Genomic DNA, 21,346 nt, shown 5'->3' with positions numbered 1-21,346 from the left:
TTAGCCTAAATCGCCTTTCCTCCGTCACGATAGCCCATCAGGTAGAAGCGCTGGGCCACGCTTTCCCAGTCATGCGCCACATCGTCCGCGCTGCGGCGCGGGGTGCCGCCATAGGCTTCGGTCGCGTGAAGCTGGCCAAAGCAGCCTGCGGCGGGCGCGGTGCATCTGGCGGGCGTCGCGGCCTGGTCCTTTTCGATTTCGATGGTGTAGTCTGACATCATACGCTCCTACAGACCGGGCGCTTACAGGCGCGGCCCCAGTGATCCAATGCCAAAAGTTTACGCTTTTTAACCTTTGCCGTATTGGACGAATCCGACGTCGGTTTTGCGCTGCGCTTGCCTCGGCGCGCCTCTGGCGATAGAGCGCCCCAGCTTATTTCTTTGAACCAGCGAGAAACCCATGAAGATCAGCGGCGTGGACATTCGTCCCGGCAACATCATCGAGTATGAAGGCGGGATCTGGAAGGCGACCAAGATCCAGCATACCCAGCCCGGCAAGGGCGGGGCGTATATGCAGGTCGAGATGAAGAATCTCATCGACGGCCGCAAGAACAACGTCCGCTTCCGATCGGCCGAAACTGTCGAGCGCGTGCGTCTCGATACCAAGGATTTCCAGTTCCTGTTCGCCGAGGGCGAGGCGCTGACCTTCATGGATAAGGACACTTACGAGCAGATCACGCTCGATCGCGGTGTGCTGGGTGAGGCCGCGGCCTTCCTGCAGGATGGCATGGACGTGGTGCTTGAGCTTTGGGACGAACGCCCGATCTCGGTGCAATTGCCCGATCAGATCGAAGCCTTGATCGTAGAAGCCGATGCCGTGGTGAAGGGGCAGACGGCGTCGTCGTCATTCAAGCCCGCCATCCTCGAAAATGGCGTCCGTATCATGGTTCCGCCGCATATCGGCGCGGGCACGCGCATCATTGTTGACGTGTATGCGCAGGAATATGTGAAGCGGGCGGAATAGCCTGAACTCCCCTCCCGTGTTTCGGGAGGGGCCGGGGGTGGGCTTACCCATCCCGCGTGTCGATAGATGCCCACCCCCAACCCCTTCCGCACGCGGGAGGGGGGAGAAGAACATGGTTTCCAATTCTGGCCTTCTGACCGTCATGGAGCGCGCCGCACGCAAGGCTGCGCCACGGTTGCGTCGTGATTTCAACGAGGTGCAACATCTTCAGGTCTCGCGCAAAGGCCCGGCCGATTTCGTGTCGATGGCCGATCAGCGCGCCGAGCGCACGCTCTATGACGAATTGCTCAAGGCACGCCCCGATTGGGGGTTCCTGCTCGAAGAAGGCGGGGAGATTCAGGGCGATCCCAACAAGCCGCGCTGGATCGTCGATCCGCTCGACGGCACCAGCAACTTCCTGCACGGCATCCCCCATTTCTCGATCTCGATCGCGGTGGAAGAGCCGCGTCCGGGCGGGCGATCGGAAATCACCTGCGGCTTGGTCTATCAGCCGCTGACCGACGAAAGTTTCTGGGCGGAAAAGGGCAGGGGGGCCTGGTTGCAGGACCAGCGCCTGCGGGTCTCGTCGCGCCGTCATCTCGATGAGGCGCTGATCGCAACCGGCGTGCCGTTCAAGGGACATGGCAATTTCGGCCAGTGGCGCGCGATTTATGACGCCGTTGCACCGGAAGTGGCCGGTTTGCGTCGGTTCGGCGCGGCGTCGCTCGATCTGGCATGGGTCGCGGCGGGGCGGTTCGACGGTTTCTGGGAAAGCGATCTGAAGCCTTGGGACGTTGCGGCGGGCCTGTTGCTGGTACGCGAGGCGGGTGGCTTCGTCACCGATTTCCGCGGCGGCGATCGGGCTATGGAGCGCAGCGAATTCCTGGCGGCGAACGATGTGTTGCATTCCAAGATGCACAAGCTGGTGGCCAACGCTTTGAAGGCACCGCGCTAGGCGTTTGTTCCGGCCTCGCAACCCCCGGAAAACCGTCTAATTGCGAGTCATTCTCACAGGCCTTGGCCTTGCTTCGCACCTGCAGCAGTCCTAAAGCCGCAGCACATTAAACTCGCAGCCGCACGAGAGTCATTTGGTCGATCTGTCGCAATATCTGCCGATCCTGCTGTTCCTCGGGGTTGCGCTCGTGCTTTCCAGCATTTTCGTGTTCGCCCCGATGGCGGTCGCGCGGCTGACCGGCGCGCACAAGCCCGACGCCGAGAAGCTCTCCGAATATGAATGCGGCTTTCCCGCGTTCGAAGATTCGCGCAGCCAGTTCGACGTGCGTTTCTATCTCGTGGCGATCCTCTTCATCATCTTCGATCTCGAAGCGGCGTTCCTCTTTCCCTGGGCGGTTTCTCTGAAAGAGATCGGTTGGGCCGGCTGGGGTGCTATGATGATCTTTCTGGCCGAACTTGGGCTGGGCCTTGTGTATGCGTGGAAAAAGGGAGCGCTGGAATGGGAGTAGAATTGCAGCCCGCCATGCCCGGCGCGCCGCCGATCGGCACGCAGCCGGATCAGGCATTTTTCCAGGATCTGAACGGCGAATTGGGCGATAAGGGCTTCCTCGTCACCTCCACCGAGGATCTGTTTCAATGGGCGCGCACGGGTTCGCTCTGGTGGATGACCTTCGGTCTCGCGTGCTGCGCGGTCGAGATGATCCATGTGAACATGCCGCGCTACGATCTGGAGCGCTTCGGTGCCGCGCCGCGCGCGTCTCCGCGCCAGTCCGACGTGATGATCGTTGCGGGTACGCTGTGCAACAAGATGGCCCCGGCGCTGCGCAAGGTCTATGACCAGATGAGCGAGCCGAAATACGTCATCTCCATGGGCAGTTGCGCCAATGGCGGCGGCTATTATCACTATAGCTACAGCGTCGTGCGCGGTTGCGACCGGATCGTGCCCGTGGACATCTATGTTCCGGGCTGTCCGCCGACTGCAGAGGCGCTGCTTTATGGCATCATGCAACTCCAGCGGAAGATCCGCCGCATCGGCACGATCGAGCGCTGAGATGCGGATGCTTGCTTTTCTCCGTTCGTCCCGAGCGCAGTCGAGGGATGTGGCCGCAGGGCGCGATGTCTCGACTTCGCTCGACAGTAACGGAATCCGGTAATGGCCAGCCCCGCACCCGCATATGCCAGCAATGATGGCGTGATCGATGCTATCCGCAGCGCGTTGGGCGCGGCGGCGCTCGATGTGACCGAGGCCGTCGGCGAAATCTTCGTGACCGTCGAGCGCGAGGCTTTGGTGCCCGCGATGATCGCGCTGCGCGACGAACTTCACTATCAATCGCTGATGGAGATCGCCGGTGTCGACTGGCCCGATCAGCCCGAGCGGTTTGAAATCGTCTATTGCCTGCTGTCGCTGACCAAGAACCACCGCATCCGCGTCCATGTCTGGACCGATGAGGACAAGCCCGTGCCCAGCGTGACGGGCATCTGGCCCGTTGCGGGTTGGCTCGAGCGTGAAGTGTATGACATGTATGGCGTGCTCTTTTCGGGCAATGCCGATCTGCGCCGTATCCTGACCGATTATGGCTTTCGCGGCCATCCGCAGCGCAAGGATTTCCCGCTGACGGGCTATGTCGAATTGCGCTATTCGGAAGAGGCCAAGCGCGTGGTCTATGAGCCGGTGCAACTGGCGCAGGATTTCCGCAGCTTCGATTTCATGTCGCCCTGGGAAGGCGCGCAATATGTGCTGCCCGGCGACGAGAAGGTGAAGGCGCCCGAGGCCAAGGGCGCGCCCACTCCGCTCACGGCTGACGAGATCAAGAAGGCGGATGCGGCCGTGGCAGCGAAAGCGCCGCCGTCCACGCCCAAAACGACCGAGACCAAGGCGCAGACCGGTGCGGGCGAACCCGCCAATACCATGGCCGCCAAAAAGTCCCCGGCGCGCAAGGCGAATGCGGAGGATGGCCCGGTGACGAAGGTGGCCAAGCCCCGCGCCCCGCGCAAGCCCAAGGGTGAAGCATGAACTTATTTCCGTTCATCCTGAGCGCAGTCGAAGGACTAGGCCGAGCGCAGCCGAGGTCTTTGGTCGGGCTGACAGATGTTCTCGGCTTCGCTCGAATGCGTCCCTCGACTGCGCTCGGGATGGACGGGTTTGTGGTTAGCGCGGGAGATATCGCATGACTGACCATGTCGCAGAACTCGAAGCTCAGGTGGATGCGCTCAATCCGACGCCCGGCGATGTCGAGATCCAGAATTACACGATCAATTTCGGTCCGCAGCATCCCGCCGCGCACGGCGTGCTCCGCCTGGTGCTCGAACTGGATGGCGAGATCGTCGAGCGGGTCGATCCGCATATCGGTCTGCTCCACCGCGGCACCGAAAAGCTGATCGAATATAAGACCTATCTTCAGGCTTTGCCCTATTTCGATCGTCTCGATTATTGCTCGCCGCTGGCGATGGAGCATAGCTATGTGCTGGCCATCGAAAAGCTGCTCGATCTGGAAGTGCCGCTGCGCGCGCAATATCTGCGCGTGTTCTTTGCGGAGCTGACGCGCATCTGCAATCACATGCTCAATCTGGGTTCGCATGTGATGGACGTGGGCGCGATGACGCCCAACCTCTGGCTGTTCGAAATCCGCGAGGATTGCCTCAATTTCTTCGAACGCGCGTCGGGCGCCCGGATGCACTCGGCCTATTTCCGGCCCGGCGGCGTGCATCAGGATGTGCCCTTGAAGCTGCTCACCGATATCGGAGACTGGCTGGACAAGCGGATGCCCGAATTGTTCGAGGATGCGATCAGCCTGGTGGCGGACAACCGCATCTTCAAGCAGCGCAATGTGGATATCGCGGTCGTCTCCAAGGACGATGCGGTGAAATGGGGCTTTTCCGGCCCGATGATCCGCGGCTCCGGTATCCCCTGGGATCTGCGTAAGTCGCAGCCCTATGATGTCTATGATCGCATGGACTTCGACGTGCCCGTGGGCACGCGCGGCGATTGCTACGATCGCTTCATGGTGCGCGTGGAAGAGGTCCGCCAGTCCGCGCGGATCATGAAACAGTGTCTGCGCGATATGCCCGAAGGCCCGATCGCCAGCCTCGATCGCAAGGTCGTGCCGCCCAAGCGCGGCGAGATGAAGCGCTCGATGGAAGCGCTGATCCATCACTTCAAGCTGTATACCGAAGGTTTTCATGTGCCCGCGGGCAGCGTCTATGTCGCGACCGAAAGCCCCAAGGGCGAATTCGGCGTCTATCTGGTGTCCGATGGCAGCAACAAACCCTATCGCTGCAAGATCCGGCCCACCGCTTTCAGCCATCTCCAGGCGATGGATTTCATGACCAGGGGCCATATGCTCGCGGACGCCACAGCGATCCTGGGCGCCATGGATATCGTGTTCGGGGAGTGCGATCGTTGACGGACCGTATTGCCCAGGTCGACACGCTGATGGCATTTTACAATGCGCAGGATGCGGATAATTATGCCGACATGTTCACCGAGACCGGCAGCGAAGCCGGTTATCGCGGCGACGTGGTGCGCGAGGGCCGCGAAGGTGTCCGCGCTGGGCTGAAAAAGACGTTCGCCGAATTTCCCGAAAACCGCGCGGACATCCTCCAGAAATTCCAGATGGGCGATTTCGTCGTGCTGCACGAGCGCGTCTATCGTTCCAAGACCGCCGAACCGTTCGATGTGATGACCGTCTACAGCTTTGACGGCGATCTGGTCGATCGGGTGGAGTTCATTCGCTAATGGCCGACAAACCCAACATTCCTGATGAAGCCGAGACCCGCGCGCGCTGGGGCGCTTTTGCGTGGTCGGAGGCGAATGCCGCCAAGGCGAAAGAGATCATTGCGCGCTATCCTGCGGGACGTCAGGCTTCGGCTGTGATGCCCTTGCTCGATCTGGCGCAGCGTCAGGTGGGCGTGGAAACCAAAACGCAGGGCTGGCTGCCCGTGCCGGTGATCGAGTTCGTCGCGGCGCAGCTCGATATGCCCTATATGCGCGCCTATGAGGTCGTGACCTTTTATACGATGTATAACATCGCGCCGGTCGGCCGCTATCATGTGCAATTGTGCGGCACCACGCCGTGCATGTTGCGCGGGTCCGACGATGTGATGGCCGCGTGCAAGAACCACGGCCTGCAAAAGGGCAAGACCACGCCCGATGGGCTGTTCACGCTGACCGAGGTGGAATGCCTGGGCGCCTGCGCCAACGCGCCGATGGTCCAGATCAACGACGATAATTATGAAGATCTGGATTTTGACAGCATGAGCAAGATCCTCGAAGCGCTGGCCCGCGGCGAAACGCCGAAGCCCGGCCCGCAGATCGACCGTCAGACCAGCGCGCCCGAAGGTGGGCCGACCACGTTGAAGGATATGGTCGCGGCGAACCATGATTATCGGGGGGAATGGAAGTGATTCCGACATCCCCCATCCGTTCGTTTCGAGCAGCGTCGAGCATCGCCGAGACGCGCCCGTCGAGAAGCCTGGCGCTATCGTTCTCGACACCGGTTCTCGACTGCGCTCGAACCTTGCTCGAACCCAACGGTTTTGGAGGCGATTTCGGTGCTTAACGACAAGGATCGCATCTTCACCAATATCCATGGTTTCCAGCCCTGGAATGTGGACGCGGCCGTCAAGCGCGGCGATTGGGATAATACCAGGGCGCTGATGGCGCGCGGGCAGGATGCGATCATCGAAGAGATCAAGGCATCGGGCCTACGCGGGCGCGGCGGGGCAGGGTTCCCCACCGGCATGAAGTGGAGCTTCATGCCCAAGGAACCCAAGCCCGATCGTCCGAATTTCCTCGTCATCAATGCCGATGAATCCGAGCCGGGGTCTTGCAAGGATCGCGAGATCATCCGTCATGATCCGCACAAATTGATCGAAGGCGCGCTGATCGCCGGCTATGCGATGCGCGCGCGGGCGGCCTATATCTATATCCGCGGCGAATTCATTCGCGAGGCCGAGACTTTGTTTGCGGCCGTCGCCGAAGCCTATGCCAAGGGCTATATCGGCAAGAATGCCTGCAAATCGGGCTATGATTTCGATGTGTTCGTCCATCGCGGCGCGGGCGCTTACATTTGCGGCGAAGAAACCGCGATGCTCGAAAGCCTTGAGGGCAAGAAGGGCCAGCCGCGCCTGAAGCCGCCTTTCCCGGCGGGCGCGGGCCTTTATGGTTGCCCGACCACGGTCAACAATGTGGAATCGATCGCGGTGACGCCGACGATCCTCCGCCGTGGCGCGCCCTGGTTCAAAAGCTTTGGCCGTGAGGGCAATGCGGGCACCAAGCTGTTCCAGATCAGCGGCCATGTGAATACGCCGTGCGTGGTCGAGGAAGAGATGTCGATCCCGTTCCGCGAACTGATCGAAAAGCATGGCGGCGGCATCCGGGGCGGGTGGGACAATCTGCTCGCTGTGATCCCCGGCGGTTCCTCGGTGCCGCTCGTGCCTGCGGCCGAGATCATGGATGCGCCGATGGATTTCGATGGTCTGAAGGCTTTGGGTTCCGGTCTGGGCACCGCCGCGGTCATCGTGATGGACAAGTCCACGGACATCGTGCGCGCGATCAGCCGGTTGAGCTATTTCTACAAGCATGAGAGCTGCGGCCAATGTACCCCCTGTCGCGAAGGCACGGGCTGGATGTGGCGCGTGATGGAGCGGCTGCGCAAGGGCGAGGCCGATGTGTCGGAAATCGACATGCTTTACGACGTCACCAAGCAGGTCGAAGGCCACACCATCTGCGCGCTGGGCGATGCGGCGGCCTGGCCGATCCAGGGGCTGATCAAGCATTTCCGTCCCGAGATCGAGCGGCGGATCAATGAGACGAACGGCAATGCGGCCATGATGGAGGCGGCGGAGTAACATGCCCAAGCTAACAGTAGACGGCATTGAACTCGAAGTGCCCGCAGGCGCGACCGTGCTGCAGGCGTGCGAGCTGGCCGGGAAGGAAATTCCGCGTTTCTGCTATCATGAGCGGCTGAGCATCGCGGGCAATTGCCGCATGTGTCTGGTCGAGGTGAAGCCCGGCCCGCCCAAGCCGCAGGCGTCGTGCGCATTGCCCGCTGCCGAGGGGCAGGACATCCGCACCGACAGCCCGATGGTCAAGAAGGCGCGCGAAGGGGTGATGGAGTTTCTCCTCATCAACCATCCGCTCGATTGCCCGATCTGCGATCAGGGCGGCGAATGCGATCTGCAGGATCAGTCGATCGCTTATGGCAAGGGCCATTCGCGCTATGACGAGAATAAGCGCGCGGTCACCGAGAAATATATGGGGCCGATCGTGAAGACGGTCATGACCCGCTGCATCCAGTGCACGCGCTGCATCCGTTTCGCCGAGGAAGTGGCGGGCGTGCCCGAAATCGGCGCGATCGGGCGTGGCGAGGATATGCAGATCACCACCTATCTGGAACATGCCGCGCAGAGCGAACTCTCCGGCAATGTGGTCGATCTCTGCCCCGTGGGTGCGCTCACCTCCAAGCCCTATGCGTTCGAGGCCCGGCCGTGGGAGCTGAAAAAGACCTTTGCGATCGACGTGATGGATGCCGTGGGCACCAACATCCGGCTCGACAGCCGCGGTCGTCAGGTGCTGCGCGCGCTGCCGCGGATCAACGAGGATGTGAATGAGGAATGGGCGTCGGACAAGACGCGCCATGCCGTGGATGGTCTCGTCCGCCGCCGCCTCGATCAGCCGTTCGTGCGCAGGGATGGCAAGCTCATCCCCGCGACCTGGGATGAAGCCTTTGCCGGGATCGCGCAGGCGGCCGCACGCGCGGGCAGCAATGTCGCGGCGATCGCGGGCGATCTGCTCGATTGCGAGACGATGTATGCGGCCAAGGCGCTGTTGCGGTCGCTTGGTTCGGATCTGCTCGAAGGGCGCCAGACGGGCTTGTCCTATGACGTGACCAATCTCGCAGCGGTGAATTTCAATTCGACCATCGCGGGGATCGAGGAAGCCGATGCCATCCTGCTGATCGGCACCGATGTGCGCCGCGAAGCGCCTCTGGTGAACACGCGCATTCGCAAGGCGATCAAGAAGGGCGCGCAGGTCTTCGCTGTCGGCCCCGAAAATGACCTCACCTATAAGGTGGAATGGCTGGGCAATGATCTGGCGCTGCTGGGCAAGCTCTCCAAGAACGTGCTTGAAGTGTTCAAGAATGCGGCCAAGCCCGCGGTGATCGTGGGCGGCGGCGCGCTGAACAATGGTCTGGGTGCCGCGCTGGCGCTCGTGCCGAAGCTGGGTCTGGTGAAAGAAGGCTGGAACGGCTTCAACGTGCTGCACATGGCGGCGTCGCGCATGGGCGGGCTGATGCTCGGTTATGCGCAGGCCGGCGGCATTGCCGATGTGGTAGCGAAAGCGCCCAAGCTGACGTTCTTCCTGGGCGCGGATGAAGTGGATTTCTCCAAATTCTCCGACAGCTTCAACGTCTATATCGGCCATCATGGCGACAAGGGCGCACACGCGGCGGATGTGATCCTGCCGGGGGCGGCCTATAGCGAAAAGCCGGGCACCTATGTGAATCTCGAAGGCCGGGTCCAGCGCGGCGATCGCGCCGTCTTCCCGCCGGGCGATGCACGAGAGGATTGGACGATCCTGCGCGCGCTGTCTGCGGCGCTGGGCAAGCCCTTGCCGTTCGATACGCTGGCGCAGCTTCGCGCGGCGATGGCGAGTGAAGTGCCTGCCCTGGGTGTCGAGGGTCTCGCGACTTTTGCCTGGGCGCCGCCCAAGCTGGACGCCAAGGCATCGGGGCCGGTCGGCTATCCGATCAAGGATTTCTACCTCACCAACGCCATCTGCCGCGCCAGCCCGACGATGGAGCGCTGCTCGGCGGAGCTTGTGCATGGCGAGCAGTATCTGGAGGCGGCGGAATGATGGCCGCAGCAACTCAAAACTCCGTTGGTGTCGAGCGTAGTCGAGACACGTTGGCGCAGTCCCCACGTCCCTCGACGTCGCTCGGGACAAACGGCGTGGGTGAAGGCGTAAGCGCATGACCGAATTCTTCCAATCCACCTTCCTCGGCTATGGCTTCGGCTGGTTCCTCGCCACGCTGCTGCTGATCCTGTTCATCGCATTGCCGCTGATGCTGGCCGTCGCCATGATCATCTATGCCGATCGCAAGATCTGGGCGGCGATGGCGCTGCGCCGCGGACCCAATGTGGTCGGGCCGCTCGGCCTGCTCCAGTCGTTCGCGGACGGCCTCAAGGTCTTTCTGCAGGAAACGATCGTTCCGAGCGCGGCCAATCGCGGGCTGTTCGTGATCGCGCCGATCATCACCTTCACGGTCGCGCTGATCGTCTGGGCGGTGATCCCGTTCGGCGCGGGCATGGTGCTGGCCGATATCAATGTCGGCCTGCTCTATATTCTCGCGGCGTCGTCGCTCGGCGTTTATGGTGTGATCCTTGCCGGCTGGGCGTCCAATTCCAAATATCCGTTTTACTCCGCGATCCGCGCTGCGGCGCAGATGGTCTCCTATGAAGTCTCGATCGGCTTTATCCTGATCTCCGTCGTGCTCTGGTCGGGCACGTTCAACATGAGCGGGATCGTGGAAGGGCAGCGCGGCCAGATCTTCGGCGTCATCAATGCCTATGGCTTCAATCCATTGCTGTTCCCGATGGCGGTGATGTTCCTGATCTCCGCGCTCGCCGAAACCGCGCGCGCACCGTTCGATCTGACCGAAGCGGAATCGGAGCTGGTGGCCGGCTATCAGACCGAATATTCCTCCATGTCCTTCGCGCTCTACTGGCTGGGCGAATATGCCAACGTCATCCTGATGTGCGGGCTGAACGCGATCCTGTTCTGGGGCGGCTATCTCCCGCCGTTCGAATGGGCACCGCTCTATATGGTGCCGGGCATCTTCTGGTTCTTCGGCAAATTGCTGTTCTTCTTCTTCGTCTTCTCGTGGATCAAGGCGACCGTGCCGCGCTACCGCTATGACCAGCTCATGCGGCTGGGCTGGAAGATCTTCCTGCCGATCTCGCTCTTCTGGGTCTTCCTGGTGAGCGGCTATCTGATGTTGACGAGGTATTCGGCATGAGCATTGCTCACCTGATCAAGTCCTTCACCCTCTGGGAGTTCGTGAAGGCGCACGCTTTGACCTTGAAGTATTTCTTCAAGGCCAAGGCGACCATCAACTACCCTTATGAAAAGAACCCGCTCTCCCCGCGATTCCGCGGCGAGCATGCGTTGCGCCGTTATCCCAATGGCGAGGAGCGCTGCATTGCGTGCAAGCTCTGCGAAGCGGTGTGCCCGGCGCAGGCGATCACGATCGAGGCCGAGCCGCGTGACGACGGCAGCCGCCGCACCACGCGCTATGACATCGACATGACCAAGTGCATCTTCTGCGGCTTCTGCCAGGAAGCCTGCCCGGTGGATGCGATCGTCGAGGGACCGAATTTCGAATATGCGACCGAAACGCGCGAGGAGCTTCTCTATGACAAGTCGAAGCTGCTGGACAATGGCGACAAATGGGAACGCGCGATTGCCGCGAACCTTGCCGCCGATGCCCCGTATCGGTAGGGCGCGCTGATCGTGATTCAAACACATTCCCAACCGTTTTTCCCGAGTGCAGTCGAGGGACCAGGCCGAGCGCCGCCGAGGTCTGTTTCCGCGCGCGCGCACGTTCTTGGCTTCGCTCGAACCGGTCCCTCGACTGCGCTCGGGATGAACGGGTTTGAGTCCGGTCTCACTGGTGTGAACGCATGATACAGGCTCTCGCTTTCTATCTCTTTGCCGCGCTCGTCATCGGCTCCGGCCTGCTGACGATTACTGCCCGCAATCCCGTGCACTCCGTGCTGTGGCTGATCCTGGCGTTCTTCAACGCCGCGGGTCTGATGCTGCTGGTGGGTGCCGAGTTCATCGCGATGCTGCTGGTGATCGTCTATGTCGGCGCGGTCGCGGTGCTGTTCCTGTTCGTCGTCATGATGCTCGACATCGATTTCGCCGAACTGCGTGCGGGTTTCGCTCGTTATGCGCTGTTCGGTCTGGCGATCGCGATCGTTCTGGTGTCGGAGATGATCATCGCCGCGGGTGCCTGGAGCGCGGGCAGTCTTGAATTGGCGCAGCGCATCGCGCCGACGCCGAACGACATGCCCAATATCCAGGCGGTCGGCGGATTGCTCTACACGCGCTATCTCTATCTGTTCGAAGCCGCGGGTTTCGTGCTGCTGGTCGCCATGATCGGCGCGATCGTGCTGACGCACCGTGCGCGCAGCGGCGTGCGTCCGCAGAATATCAGCGAGCAGGTGAAGCGCCGTCCGCAGGATGCGGTGCGCAATATCAACCAGCCTTCCGGGCAGGGAGTGGAGCTGTGATTGTTTCTCACGCCGTCATGCTGAACTTGTTTCAGCATCCATTTATCCACGCGAACATTGGTGGGGCGGACAAATGGACCCTGAAACAAGTTCAGGGTGACGTTATTCATGGGATTTTCTCATGATCGGTATCCAGCATTATCTGGTCGTTTCGGCGATCCTGTTCGTGATGGGGGTGCTCGGCATCTTCGCGAACCGCAAGAATGTGATCATCATCCTGATGGCGATCGAACTGATCCTGCTTGCGGTGAACCTCAATCTCGTCGCGTTCAGCGCCTATCTGGGCGATCTTGTCGGCCAGGTGTTCGCGATGTTCGTGCTGACGGTAGCGGCGGGTGAGGCTGCGATCGGGCTTGCGATCCTGGTCATCTATTTCCGTGGCCGCGGCACGATCGCGACCGATGACATCAACCGGATGAAGGGATGATGGCTTTGCTTCAACCCAGTGCCGTCATTCCCGCGCAGGCGGGAGTCCCGCTTCTTTCTTCTTCTGATGCTTCCCGGAAAAGCGGGATTCCCGCGTTCGCGGGAATGACAGGAAAAACAAGCAAGTGAACGCGATCCTCTTCATCGTCTTCCTGCCGCTCGTGGCAGCGATCATTGCGGGCTTCGGCAATCGCGTGCTGGGCAACACTGTCGCCAAGTCGCTGACCACCGGCGCGCTGTTCGTCTCCTGTCTGCTGAGCTGGCCGATCTTCCTCTCCTTCATGGGCGGCACCGGCCATGCCGAAGTCGTCCCGGTGCTCGATTTCATCAAGTCGGGCAATCTCGACGTCTCCTGGGCGCTGCGCGTCGATACGCTGACCGCGGTTATGCTGGTGGTGATCACCACCGTGTCCGCGCTCGTCCATCTCTATAGCTGGGGCTATATGGATGAGGATCCCGATCAGCCGCGTTTCTTCGCCTATCTCTGCCTCTTCACCTTCGCGATGCTGATGCTCGTGACCGCCGACAATCTGGTGCAGATGTTCTTCGGCTGGGAAGGCGTGGGTCTGGCCTCCTATCTGCTGATCGGCTTCTGGTTCAAGAAACCCTCGGCCAATGCGGCTGCGATCAAGGCGTTCGTGGTCAACCGCGTCGGCGATCTCGGTTTCATGATGGGGATCTTCGGAACCTTCCTGGTGTTCGGCACGATCTCCATTCCCGAAATCCTGGCGGCCGCGCCCGGCATGGCCGGATCGACGATCGGCTTCCTCGGCTATCGCTTTGATACGATGACGGTGCTCTGCCTGCTGCTGTTCGTCGGCGCGATGGGCAAGTCCGCCCAGCTTGGCCTGCACACCTGGCTGCCCGATGCGATGGAAGGCCCGACCCCCGTGTCCGCGCTGATCCATGCCGCGACGATGGTCACCGCGGGCGTGTTCATGGTCTGCCGCCTGTCGCCCATGTTCGAGATGAGCCCGACCGCGCTCGGCTTCGTGACCTTCATCGGCGCGGCCACCTGCTTCTTCGCCGCCACGGTCGGCACGACGCAGACCGATATCAAGCGCGTGATCGCGTATTCGACCTGTTCGCAGCTCGGCTATATGTTTTTTGCAGCGGGCGTCGGCGCTTATGGCGCGGCGATGTTCCATCTGTTCACGCACGCCTTCTTCAAGGCCTTGCTGTTCCTGGGCGCAGGATCGGTGATCCATGCGATGCACCATGAGCAGGACATGCGTTTCTATGGCGGTCTCAGGAAAGAAATCCCACTGACCTTCTGGGCGATGCTCGCGGGCACGCTGGCGATCACCGGCGTCGGCATCATCAATGTGTTCGGCTTTGCGGGCTTCTATTCCAAGGACGGCATTCTCGAAGCGGCGTTTGCGGCGGGCGGCGGCGGCAAGGTGGCCTTTTATATCGGCATCTTCGCGGCGCTGCTGACCAGCTTCTATTCCTGGCGTCTGATGTTCCTCACCTTCTGGGGCAAGCCGCGCTGGGCCGCGTCCGAGCATATCCAGCACGCGCTGCATGATGCCCATGGCCATGACGACCATGCCCATGATGATCATGCGCATGATGATCATCATCATGCCCCGGCCACCGGCACGGGCGGCTATCATCCGCATGAAAGCCCGCTCACCATGCTGATCCCGCTCGGTGTGCTCAGCATGGGCGCGATCTTCGCGGGCTTCCTTTTTCATCACAGCTTCATTGATGCCGAACATGGCGCGGCCTTCTGGAACGGCAGCATCGCATTCAACACGCATCTGATGCACGCGATGCACGAAGTGCCCTTGTGGGTGAAACTGGCGCCGGGGATCGTGATGCTTACCGGCCTGTTCATCGCTTGGCGTGCGTACATCGTGAACACCGACATTCCGGAGAAGTTCGTGGCGCAATTCGGCGTGCTCTATGATTTCCTGCTCAACAAATGGTATTTCGACCAGCTCTATAACCTGATCTTCGTAAAGCCCGCTTTCGCGATCGGCCGCTTCTTCTGGAAGCGCGGCGATCAGGGGACGATCGACCGGTTCGGCCCCAATGGGCTGGCCGCATTGGTGGTGAAGGGCGGGCAATATAGCGCCAGGCTGCAATCGGGATATCTGGCGAGCTACGCATTCGTGATGCTGATCGGCCTTGCCGCCGCCGCGACCTGGGCGATGACACGATGAACGGTTTTCCCATTCTTTCCATCATGCTCGCCGTGCCGATGGCGGCAGCGATCGCCTGCCTTTATGCCGGCGCGGACAATGCGCGGCGCATCGCGCTTGGCGCGACGCTGATTGATTTCGCTTTGGGCATCGTTCTCTGGCTCAATTTCGATGCCGCCATGGGCGCGCCGCAATGGCAGTTCGTGGAATATTCTCAGATTTTCGGGCGCTTCGCCTGGGCGCTGGGGATCGACGGCATCGCGCTGATGCTGATCATGCTTTCGGTGTTTCTGATGCCGATCTGCATCCTGGCAAGCTGGACCTCGATCGACAAGCGCGTCGGCGAGTATATGGCGGCGTTCCTGCTGATGGAGGCGCTGATGATCGGCGTGTTCGCGGCGCAGGATCTGTTCCTATTCTATATCTTCTTCGAAGCCGGCCTGATCCCGATGTATCTGATCATCGGCATCTGGGGCGGGGTGGACCGCATTTACGCCAGCTATAAATTCTTCCTCTATACGCTGTTCGGATCGGTGCTGATGCTGATCGCGATGCTGTGGATGGCGCGCGAGGCGAACACCACTTTCATCCCCACGCTGATGAATTATGATTTCGATCCGCAGGTGCAGATTCTGTTGTTCCTGGCCTTTTTCGCCTCGTTCGCGGTGAAGATGCCGATGTGGCCGGTGCACACCTGGCTGCCCGATGCGCACGTTCAGGCGCCGACGGCGGGTTCGGTCATCCTGGCGGGCGTGCTGCTCAAGATGGGCGGATATGGTTTCATCCGTTTTTCGCTGCCGATGTTCCCCGAAGCCTCGGCGGAGCTGGTGTGGCTGATCCTCGCGCTGTCGATGATCGCGGTGGTCTATACCTCGCTCGTCGCGCTGGTGCAGAATGACATGAAGAAGCTGATCGCTTATTCCTCGGTCGCGCATATGGCGATCGTCACGGTCGGGCTGTTCGCGTTCAACCGTCAGGGCATCGAAGGCGCGATGATGATCATGCTCAGCCATGGTCTGGTGTCGGGGGCGCTCTTCCTGTGCGTCGGCGTGATCTATGATCGGCTGCATACACGCGAGATCGATCGCTACGGCGGCCTGGCGATCAACATGCCCAAATATGCGATCCTGTTCCTGTTCTTCACCATGGCCTCGATCGGCCTGCCGGGGACGAGCGGGTTCGTCGGCGAATTCCTGTCGCTGATGGGGATTTACGAAGTGTCGAGCTGGGCCGCTCTGGTCTGCACCACGGGCATCATCCTGGGCGCTGGCTATATGCTCTATCTCTATCGTCGCATCTGCTACGGCGATCTGACCAAGGACGATGTGCGCGCCATGCCCGATATGTCCGGCCGCGAAATGTGGCTGCTGGCCCCGATCGCCGCCGTGGTGCTGTGGATGGGTGTCTATCCGGAGAGTTTCCTTAGCCCCATGCGCAACGATGTCGGTGCGCTGGTCGCCCGGCTGGAACGCGCCAAGCCGCTGGGCGATGCGCAACTGGCCGCTGGCAAGCCCGTGGCGAAGGCGGAAGCGCACAAGACTGAAGCGCATGGGAGCGCCCACTGATGAATTATGTCGCTTCCCTCATGATGTCCTTGCCCGAGGTGATCCTCGGCCTCGGCGCGCTTGCCTTGCTGATGGTCGCCGCCTTTGCGGGGGATACTTCCACGCGGCTGGTAAGCTGGCTTTCGGTCGCCTTGCTGGCGGCTGCCGGCGTGTCGCTGCTCGGCCCGGCCGGCAGCGGCGGTGAAGCCTTTTACGGCCTCTACCGCGCCGATGCTTTTGCCGCTTTCGCCAAATTGCTCATCTATATCGCCGCCGCCGTCTCCATCCTGATTGCGCCGCGCTTTTTCGAAAAGCGCGAGGCTTTGCGCGCCGAATATCCGATCCTGATCGTGCTGGCCGCGGTCGGCATGGGGATGATGGTCTCGGCAGGCGATCTGCTGACGCTTTACGTCGGGCTCGAACTCAACAGCCTGTCATCCTATGTGCTCGCCAGCTTCATGCGCCGCGATCAGCGCTCCGCCGAAGCAGGCCTCAAATATTTTGTCCTGGGCGCGCTTGCGAGCGGCATCCTGCTTTACGGCATTTCATTGCTCTATGGCTTTACCGGCACGACGCTGTTCGATGGCGTCGCAGTCGCGATGAAGGATGATCTGTCCACCGGCGAACTCTTCGGCCTGGTGTTCGTGCTGGCCGGTCTCGCCTTCAAAATCAGCGCCGTGCCGTTCCACATGTGGACGCCCGACGTGTATGAAGGCGCGCCGACGCCGGTCACGACCTTCTTCGCCAGCGCCCCCAAGGTTGCGGCCATGTGTCTCACCGTGCGCATCGCGGTCGAGGCCATGGGGCCGGCGACCGATGCCTGGCGTCAGATCGTGATCTTCGCCGCGCTCGCCTCGATCGTGCTGGGCGCGGTCGCCGCCATCGGCCAGACCAACATCAAGCGTCTGCTCGCTTATTCCTCGATCAATAATGTCGGCTTCGCGCTGGTCGGCCTCGCCGCCGGCACCGCCGAGGGTGTGTCCGCCGTGCTGACCTATATGGCGGTGTATGTCGCGATGACGCTGGGCAGCTTCCTCTGCGTGCTGCAGATGCGGGACGATGAGGGCAACCATCTGGAGACGATCCAGAGCCTGTCCGGCCTTTCGCGCACACGCCCCGCCTTGGCGGCGGCGCTGGCGATCTTCATGTTTTCGCTGGCCGGCATTCCGCCGCTGCTGGGATTCTGGGCCAAGTTCCTGGTGTTCGATGCCGCCGTGGGCGCGGGGCTGTGGCCGCTGGCGGCGATCGGCATCGCGGCGTCGGTGATCGGTGCTTTCTATTATCTGAAGATCATCAAGACGATGTATTTCGACGAGCCGGCCCCGGCCTATCGCGCGTCGGACAGCTATATCGAAAGCGGGTTGATCGCACTGTGCGCACTAATCGTGTCGCCGCTCGGCTATTTCCTGATCCCGGTGCTGGGTCTGGTCACGATGAACGCAGCGATCGCCTTGTTCTGAGTTTGCACCGCTGACGATCATTCGCATATTGGAGGCTACGGCCTCGACCAATCAGGACATGATCGCGCTTGCCTCAGCCGGAGAAGCCGAAGGCCTCTGGCTGCGCGCCGTGACTCAAACCGCGGGGCGGGGGCGTCTGGGCCGGATATGGCAATCGCCGCCGGGCAATCTTTATGCGAGCACCTTGGTGCGACCGCGCCCTGCCGATCCATCGCCCGCGTCGCTGGGGTTCGTGGCGGCGGTGGCCTTGCACGAGACGGTGACACCATGGGTGGGTGAAGGCGCGCTGACGCTCAAATGGCCGAACGATCTGTTGCTGGATGGCGCAAAGCTCTCGGGCATCCTGCTCGAAGGCGCTGATGGCGCGGTGGTCATCGGCATGGGCGTCAATCTGGCGCATTATCCCGAAGGTCTGGAGCGCGCGGTGACCAGCCTCGCCGTCGGCGGCAGGGGAGCACCCGATCCGGCGTTATTCCTGGAAGATCTGGCCGCGGCGTTCGCGCACTGGCTGGGGCGCTGGCGCAGCGAAGGCCTCGCGCCCATCCGCACCGCCTGGCTCGCCGCCGCGCATCCCAAGGGCACCGCCTTGACCGCCAATCTGCCCGATGGCGAAAGCATAAAGGGCTTGTTCGACGGGCTGGATAGCGATGGTGCGCTGATCCTGCGCTTGGCGGATGGCCATAGCCGTGTCATTCACGCCGGCGATGTCTTCCTGATCTGAAGGGCCAGGCCATGTTGCTCGCAATCGATGCCGGAAATACCAATGTCGTCGCCGCGCTTGTCAAGGATGGCGAGATCAAGGCGCGCTGGCGCATCGCCACGGACGCGCGGCGCACGGCGGACGAATATGCGGTGTGGATGCACCAATTGCTTCAGATCGAGGGCTATCAGCGATCGGACGTGAGCGCGGTGATTATCGGCACGGTGGTGCCGCGTGCGCTCCACAATCTCGAAATGCTCTCCAATAAATATTTCGGCGTGCGCCCTCTGGTGGCGGGGCGCGGGCCGGCCGAATGGGGCATCACGCTGGATGTGGTGGAGCCGCAGACGGTGGGGGCCGACCGGGTGCTCAACGCCATCGCGGCGCACGCGGCGCATCCAGGCGATCTGATCGTGATCGATTTCGGCACCGCGACCACCTTCGATGTGGTCGATTATACCGGTGCCTATAAGGGCGGGCTGATCGTGCCGGGCATCAATCTCTCGCTCGATGCGCTGGTTGCGGCCACGGCCAAGCTGCCACGCATCGCGATCGAGGCACCCAAGGGGCATAGCGTAATCGGCCGCACGACCGAGGATCAGATGCACGCGGGCATCTATTGGGGGTATATCGCGCTGCTGGAAGGTCTGGTAACGCGCTTGAAAGCAGAGATCGGTCGCCCATCTAAGGTGCTGGCGACCGGAGGGCTCGCCACGCTTTTCGAAAAACATAGCGACGTTTTCGATGCGATCGAGCCGGACATGACGATCACCGGTCTATCGCTGCTGTATGAGCGATCCAGGACATAGATTTTATGCCCACCCGCCGCGATGGCGCGCGTGGGCGACATAACAAGAATTGGAATATATTTTCAGTGACGAAACCCGGCAAAGAACTCCTCTTCCTCGCGCTTGGCGGCTCGGGCGAGATTGGCATGAACGTCAATCTCTATGGCACCCAGGGCAAATGGGTGATGGTCGATTGCGGGATCACCTTCGCCGATCCGGCTTATCCCGGGATCGACCTGATCCTGCCCGATCTGGCCTTTATCGAAGAGCGGCGGGATGATCTGCTCGCGATCGTGCTGACACACGGGCATGAGGATCATATCGGTGCCTTGCCCTATTTCGCTGCGGATCTCGGCGTGCCGCTTTATGCCACGCCGTTCACCGCCGGCCTGATCCAAGGCAAATTGGACGAAGAGGGCATCGCCAGCCGTGTCGAACTGAACATCGTGCGTGATCTGGAGCCATTCCAGATCGGGCCGTTCGGCTTTCGTTATCTGCCGCTGGCGCATTCGATCCCCGAAGGCAATGCGCTGCTGATCGACACGCCTTATGGCAAGATTTTTCATACCGGCGATTGGAAGCTGGACGAAGCGCCGCAGCTCGGCGTGCCCTCCACCCCGGCGGAATTGAGCGCGGTCGGCGATCAGGGCATTCTCGCCATGGTCTGCGATTCGACCAATGTGTTCAACGAACAGCCTTCAGGATCCGAAGGCAGCGTGCGCGCCGATCTCGATCGTGTGGTGGGCGAAGCCAAGGGCCGGGTGCTCGTCACCACTTTCGCGTCGAACGCCGCGCGGCTGCAGACCCTGGGGCAGGTGGCCAAGGACACGGGGCGCACGATGTGCGTGGCCGGGCGCTCGCTCGATCGCATCTTGCGCGTGGCGCGGGCCAATAATTATCTGCAGGATTTCCCCGAGACGGTGGATTTCGACAGCGCCATGAGATTGCCGCGCGACAAGGTGATGATCGTTGCCACGGGCGGGCAGGGCGAAGCCCGCGCAGCGCTGGCGCGCGTGGCCGAGGGCAGTCATCAGATCAAGCTGGAGGCCGGCGACACCGTGGTCTTTTCGTCAAAGCAGATTCCCGGCAACGAAATCGCGATCGGCCGCATCCAGAATTCACTGGCGGCGCAGGGTGTGGAAATGATCACCGACCGTCAGGCGCACGTCCATGTGTCGGGCCATCCTGGCCGCCCCGAACTGGCGGAAATGTATAAATGGATCCGTCCCGAAATCCTGCTCCCCGTGCATGGCGAGATGCGCCACATGGCGGAACAGGCGCGGTTCGGCCTGAAGCAGGGCGTGCCCAAGGCGATCGTGCAGGAGAATGGCGAGCTGTTGCGGCTCGCGCCCAACGGTCCAGTGAAATTGGGCCATGAGCGGGTCGGCCGGCTGGTGCTGGATGGTGATGTGATCCTGCCCGCGGACGGCACGACGATGAATGAGCGCCGCAAGGTCGCGCTGCACGGCCAGATTTCGGTCGCGGTCGCGGTGGACGGCTCCAGCCGCCTGAAGGGCAGCCCCGAGATCAAGATCCAGGGTATCCCGGTGGAGGAAGATCGCGATGCGTTCATGGTCGACGCGATCGCGGCCGCTGCCGAAGCCGTGAAAAAGGGTGCCAAGAGCGAGGACGCGCTGCGCGAACAGGTGCGCCTGGCGGTGCGTCGTCGCGCGACGCATTGGACGGGCAAGAAGCCCATGGTCGATGTGCTGCTTGTAAGGGTATGATGCGATGAGCTTGAGTTCTATCCTCGCCATTTATCTGCTGTTCTGGGTGATGACCGCTTTCGTGGTCATGCCCTTTGGCGTGCGGACGCATGACGAGGCGGGACTGCCCAAAATCCCAGGACAGGCAGACAGCGCGCCCGCCAATTTCCGCCCCAAGCGCGTGGCGCTGATCACTACGATCCTATCGGCGGCGGCATTCGGCCTGTTCTACGCCAATTATGTGAATGGCTGGATCGGGGTCGAGGCGTTCGATTTTTTTAAGGGCTAGGCGGAGCGCACCCGATTATACCGTCACCCTGAACTTGTTTCAGGGTCCATTTCAAAGTCACGGCCATCAGGCCGACGGAGGAATGGATGCTGAA

The 21,346-nt window shown here is 61.6% G+C and carries 22 protein-coding genes; 21 read left to right on the top strand and 1 reads right to left on the bottom strand.

The features are described 5' to 3' along the window. Positions 1–5: 5 nt before the first annotated feature. Positions 6–218, bottom strand: a complete 213-nt coding sequence (locus tag FHS49_RS05540; protein WP_184016213.1) for a hypothetical protein — start codon at positions 216–218, stop codon at positions 6–8. Positions 219–399: 181 nt separating this feature from the next. Between FHS49_RS05540 and efp the strand changes: the two genes are divergently transcribed. From efp to FHS49_RS05435, 21 genes are all read left to right on the top strand, one after another. Then, positions 400–963, top strand: coding sequence for an elongation factor P (gene efp / locus FHS49_RS05535; protein WP_184016212.1), 564 nt, complete (start codon positions 400–402; stop codon positions 961–963). Between the two features lie 112 nt (positions 964–1,075). Further along, complete coding sequence (locus FHS49_RS05530; RefSeq protein WP_184016209.1) at positions 1,076–1,897, top strand: inositol monophosphatase family protein; 822 nt, start codon at positions 1,076–1,078, stop codon at positions 1,895–1,897. Between the two features lie 133 nt (positions 1,898–2,030). Next, positions 2,031–2,405: an NADH-quinone oxidoreductase subunit A gene (locus FHS49_RS05525; protein WP_184016207.1), complete on the top strand. Its 375-nt coding sequence runs from the start codon at positions 2,031–2,033 to the stop codon at positions 2,403–2,405. Continuing rightward, complete coding sequence (locus tag FHS49_RS05520; protein ID WP_184016205.1) at positions 2,396–2,947, top strand: NuoB/complex I 20 kDa subunit family protein; 552 nt, start codon at positions 2,396–2,398, stop codon at positions 2,945–2,947. Before FHS49_RS05525 ends, FHS49_RS05520 begins: the two co-directional genes overlap by 10 nt. Before the next feature lie 102 nt (positions 2,948–3,049). Continuing rightward, complete coding sequence (locus FHS49_RS05515; RefSeq protein WP_184016203.1) at positions 3,050–3,910, top strand: NADH-quinone oxidoreductase subunit C; 861 nt, start codon at positions 3,050–3,052, stop codon at positions 3,908–3,910. A gap of 154 nt (positions 3,911–4,064) precedes the next feature. Continuing rightward, positions 4,065–5,300 carry an NADH-quinone oxidoreductase subunit D gene (locus tag FHS49_RS05510; RefSeq protein WP_184016201.1) on the top strand — a complete coding sequence of 412 codons (1,236 nt, stop codon included), beginning with the start codon at positions 4,065–4,067 and terminating at the stop codon, positions 5,298–5,300. Positions 5,301–5,329: 29 nt separating this feature from the next. After that, the gene (locus FHS49_RS05505) at positions 5,330–5,632 is read left to right on the top strand and encodes a nuclear transport factor 2 family protein (protein ID WP_184017317.1); all 303 of its coding nucleotides are present in this window, start codon (positions 5,330–5,332) and stop codon (positions 5,630–5,632) included. Beyond that, complete coding sequence (locus tag FHS49_RS05500) at positions 5,632–6,300, top strand: complex I 24 kDa subunit family protein (protein WP_184016199.1); 669 nt, start codon at positions 5,632–5,634, stop codon at positions 6,298–6,300. The genes FHS49_RS05505 and FHS49_RS05500 overlap by 1 nt, the downstream gene beginning before the upstream one ends. 147 nt (positions 6,301–6,447) lie before the next feature. Next, positions 6,448–7,746: an NADH-quinone oxidoreductase subunit NuoF gene (nuoF, locus tag FHS49_RS05495; RefSeq protein WP_184016197.1), complete on the top strand. Its 1,299-nt coding sequence runs from the start codon at positions 6,448–6,450 to the stop codon at positions 7,744–7,746. A 1-nt stretch (position 7,747) separates the two neighbouring features. Next, positions 7,748–9,754, top strand: a complete 2,007-nt coding sequence (nuoG, locus tag FHS49_RS05490; RefSeq protein ID WP_184016195.1) for an NADH-quinone oxidoreductase subunit NuoG — start codon at positions 7,748–7,750, stop codon at positions 9,752–9,754. Positions 9,755–9,869: 115 nt separating this feature from the next. Beyond that, positions 9,870–10,916: an NADH-quinone oxidoreductase subunit NuoH gene (nuoH, locus tag FHS49_RS05485; RefSeq protein ID WP_184016193.1), complete on the top strand. Its 1,047-nt coding sequence runs from the start codon at positions 9,870–9,872 to the stop codon at positions 10,914–10,916. Further along, the gene (nuoI, locus tag FHS49_RS05480; RefSeq protein WP_184016191.1) at positions 10,913–11,398 is read left to right on the top strand and encodes an NADH-quinone oxidoreductase subunit NuoI; all 486 of its coding nucleotides are present in this window, start codon (positions 10,913–10,915) and stop codon (positions 11,396–11,398) included. The genes nuoH and nuoI overlap by 4 nt, the downstream gene beginning before the upstream one ends. 182 nt (positions 11,399–11,580) lie before the next feature. Next, positions 11,581–12,192, top strand: a complete 612-nt coding sequence (locus tag FHS49_RS05475) for an NADH-quinone oxidoreductase subunit J (protein ID WP_184016189.1) — start codon at positions 11,581–11,583, stop codon at positions 12,190–12,192. Positions 12,193–12,313: 121 nt separating this feature from the next. Further along, positions 12,314–12,619 (top strand): NADH-quinone oxidoreductase subunit NuoK, encoded by a 306-nt coding sequence (gene nuoK / locus FHS49_RS05470; RefSeq protein ID WP_184016188.1) that lies wholly within the window; start codon positions 12,314–12,316, stop codon positions 12,617–12,619. A gap of 124 nt (positions 12,620–12,743) precedes the next feature. After that, positions 12,744–14,786 (top strand): NADH-quinone oxidoreductase subunit L, encoded by a 2,043-nt coding sequence (gene nuoL / locus FHS49_RS05465; RefSeq protein ID WP_184016186.1) that lies wholly within the window; start codon positions 12,744–12,746, stop codon positions 14,784–14,786. Continuing rightward, positions 14,783–16,330: an NADH-quinone oxidoreductase subunit M gene (locus FHS49_RS05460; protein ID WP_184016184.1), complete on the top strand. Its 1,548-nt coding sequence runs from the start codon at positions 14,783–14,785 to the stop codon at positions 16,328–16,330. Before nuoL ends, FHS49_RS05460 begins: the two co-directional genes overlap by 4 nt. Next, on the top strand, positions 16,330–17,769 hold the full coding sequence (nuoN, locus tag FHS49_RS05455) for an NADH-quinone oxidoreductase subunit NuoN (protein ID WP_184016182.1): 1,440 nt from the start codon (positions 16,330–16,332) through the stop codon (positions 17,767–17,769). The genes FHS49_RS05460 and nuoN overlap by 1 nt, the downstream gene beginning before the upstream one ends. 16 nt (positions 17,770–17,785) lie before the next feature. Beyond that, entirely contained in the window at positions 17,786–18,490 is a 705-nt protein-coding gene (locus tag FHS49_RS05450; protein WP_184017315.1) for a biotin--[acetyl-CoA-carboxylase] ligase, read from the top strand. Between the two features lie 11 nt (positions 18,491–18,501). Further along, positions 18,502–19,278 carry a type III pantothenate kinase gene (locus tag FHS49_RS05445; RefSeq protein WP_184016180.1) on the top strand — a complete coding sequence of 259 codons (777 nt, stop codon included), beginning with the start codon at positions 18,502–18,504 and terminating at the stop codon, positions 19,276–19,278. A gap of 125 nt (positions 19,279–19,403) precedes the next feature. After that, a complete protein-coding gene (locus FHS49_RS05440) occupies positions 19,404–20,984 on the top strand; it encodes a ribonuclease J (RefSeq protein ID WP_184017312.1) in 1,581 nt (526 codons plus the stop codon). Positions 20,985–20,988: 4 nt separating this feature from the next. Then, positions 20,989–21,252, top strand: a complete 264-nt coding sequence (locus FHS49_RS05435) for a DUF1467 family protein (RefSeq protein WP_184016178.1) — start codon at positions 20,989–20,991, stop codon at positions 21,250–21,252. The last annotated feature ends 94 nt before the right edge of the window (positions 21,253–21,346 follow it).

This window comes from Sphingobium boeckii (assembly GCF_014199215.1).
GTDB classification, from domain to species: Bacteria; Pseudomonadota; Alphaproteobacteria; order Sphingomonadales; family Sphingomonadaceae; genus Sphingobium_A; species Sphingobium_A boeckii.
The sequence above is the reverse complement of the archived record's forward strand: the minus strand, read 5'-3'. Positions and strand labels throughout refer to the sequence as shown.

Bases quoted from the DNA above. Each gene is read 5' to 3' on its own strand.
- FHS49_RS05540 (WP_184016213.1), bottom strand. From the start codon at position 218: ATGTCAGACTACACCATCGAAATCGAAAAGGACCAGGCCGCGACGCCC.
- efp (WP_184016212.1), top strand. From the start codon at position 400: ATGAAGATCAGCGGCGTGGACATTCGTCCCGGCAACATCATCGAGTAT.
- FHS49_RS05530 (WP_184016209.1), top strand. From the start codon at position 1,076: ATGGTTTCCAATTCTGGCCTTCTGACCGTCATGGAGCGCGCCGCACGC.
- FHS49_RS05520 (WP_184016205.1), top strand. From the start codon at position 2,396: ATGGGAGTAGAATTGCAGCCCGCCATGCCCGGCGCGCCGCCGATCGGC.
- FHS49_RS05515 (WP_184016203.1), top strand. From the start codon at position 3,050: ATGGCCAGCCCCGCACCCGCATATGCCAGCAATGATGGCGTGATCGAT.
- FHS49_RS05510 (WP_184016201.1), top strand. From the start codon at position 4,065: ATGACTGACCATGTCGCAGAACTCGAAGCTCAGGTGGATGCGCTCAAT.
- FHS49_RS05505 (WP_184017317.1), top strand. From the start codon at position 5,330: ATGGCATTTTACAATGCGCAGGATGCGGATAATTATGCCGACATGTTC.
- FHS49_RS05500 (WP_184016199.1), top strand. From the start codon at position 5,632: ATGGCCGACAAACCCAACATTCCTGATGAAGCCGAGACCCGCGCGCGC.
- nuoG (WP_184016195.1), top strand. From the start codon at position 7,748: ATGCCCAAGCTAACAGTAGACGGCATTGAACTCGAAGTGCCCGCAGGC.
- nuoH (WP_184016193.1), top strand. From the start codon at position 9,870: ATGACCGAATTCTTCCAATCCACCTTCCTCGGCTATGGCTTCGGCTGG.
- nuoI (WP_184016191.1), top strand. From the start codon at position 10,913: ATGAGCATTGCTCACCTGATCAAGTCCTTCACCCTCTGGGAGTTCGTG.
- FHS49_RS05475 (WP_184016189.1), top strand. From the start codon at position 11,581: ATGATACAGGCTCTCGCTTTCTATCTCTTTGCCGCGCTCGTCATCGGC.
- nuoK (WP_184016188.1), top strand. From the start codon at position 12,314: ATGATCGGTATCCAGCATTATCTGGTCGTTTCGGCGATCCTGTTCGTG.
- FHS49_RS05460 (WP_184016184.1), top strand. From the start codon at position 14,783: ATGAACGGTTTTCCCATTCTTTCCATCATGCTCGCCGTGCCGATGGCG.
- nuoN (WP_184016182.1), top strand. From the start codon at position 16,330: ATGAATTATGTCGCTTCCCTCATGATGTCCTTGCCCGAGGTGATCCTC.
- FHS49_RS05445 (WP_184016180.1), top strand. From the start codon at position 18,502: ATGTTGCTCGCAATCGATGCCGGAAATACCAATGTCGTCGCCGCGCTT.
- FHS49_RS05440 (WP_184017312.1), top strand. From the start codon at position 19,404: ATGAACGTCAATCTCTATGGCACCCAGGGCAAATGGGTGATGGTCGAT.
- FHS49_RS05435 (WP_184016178.1), top strand. From the start codon at position 20,989: ATGAGCTTGAGTTCTATCCTCGCCATTTATCTGCTGTTCTGGGTGATG.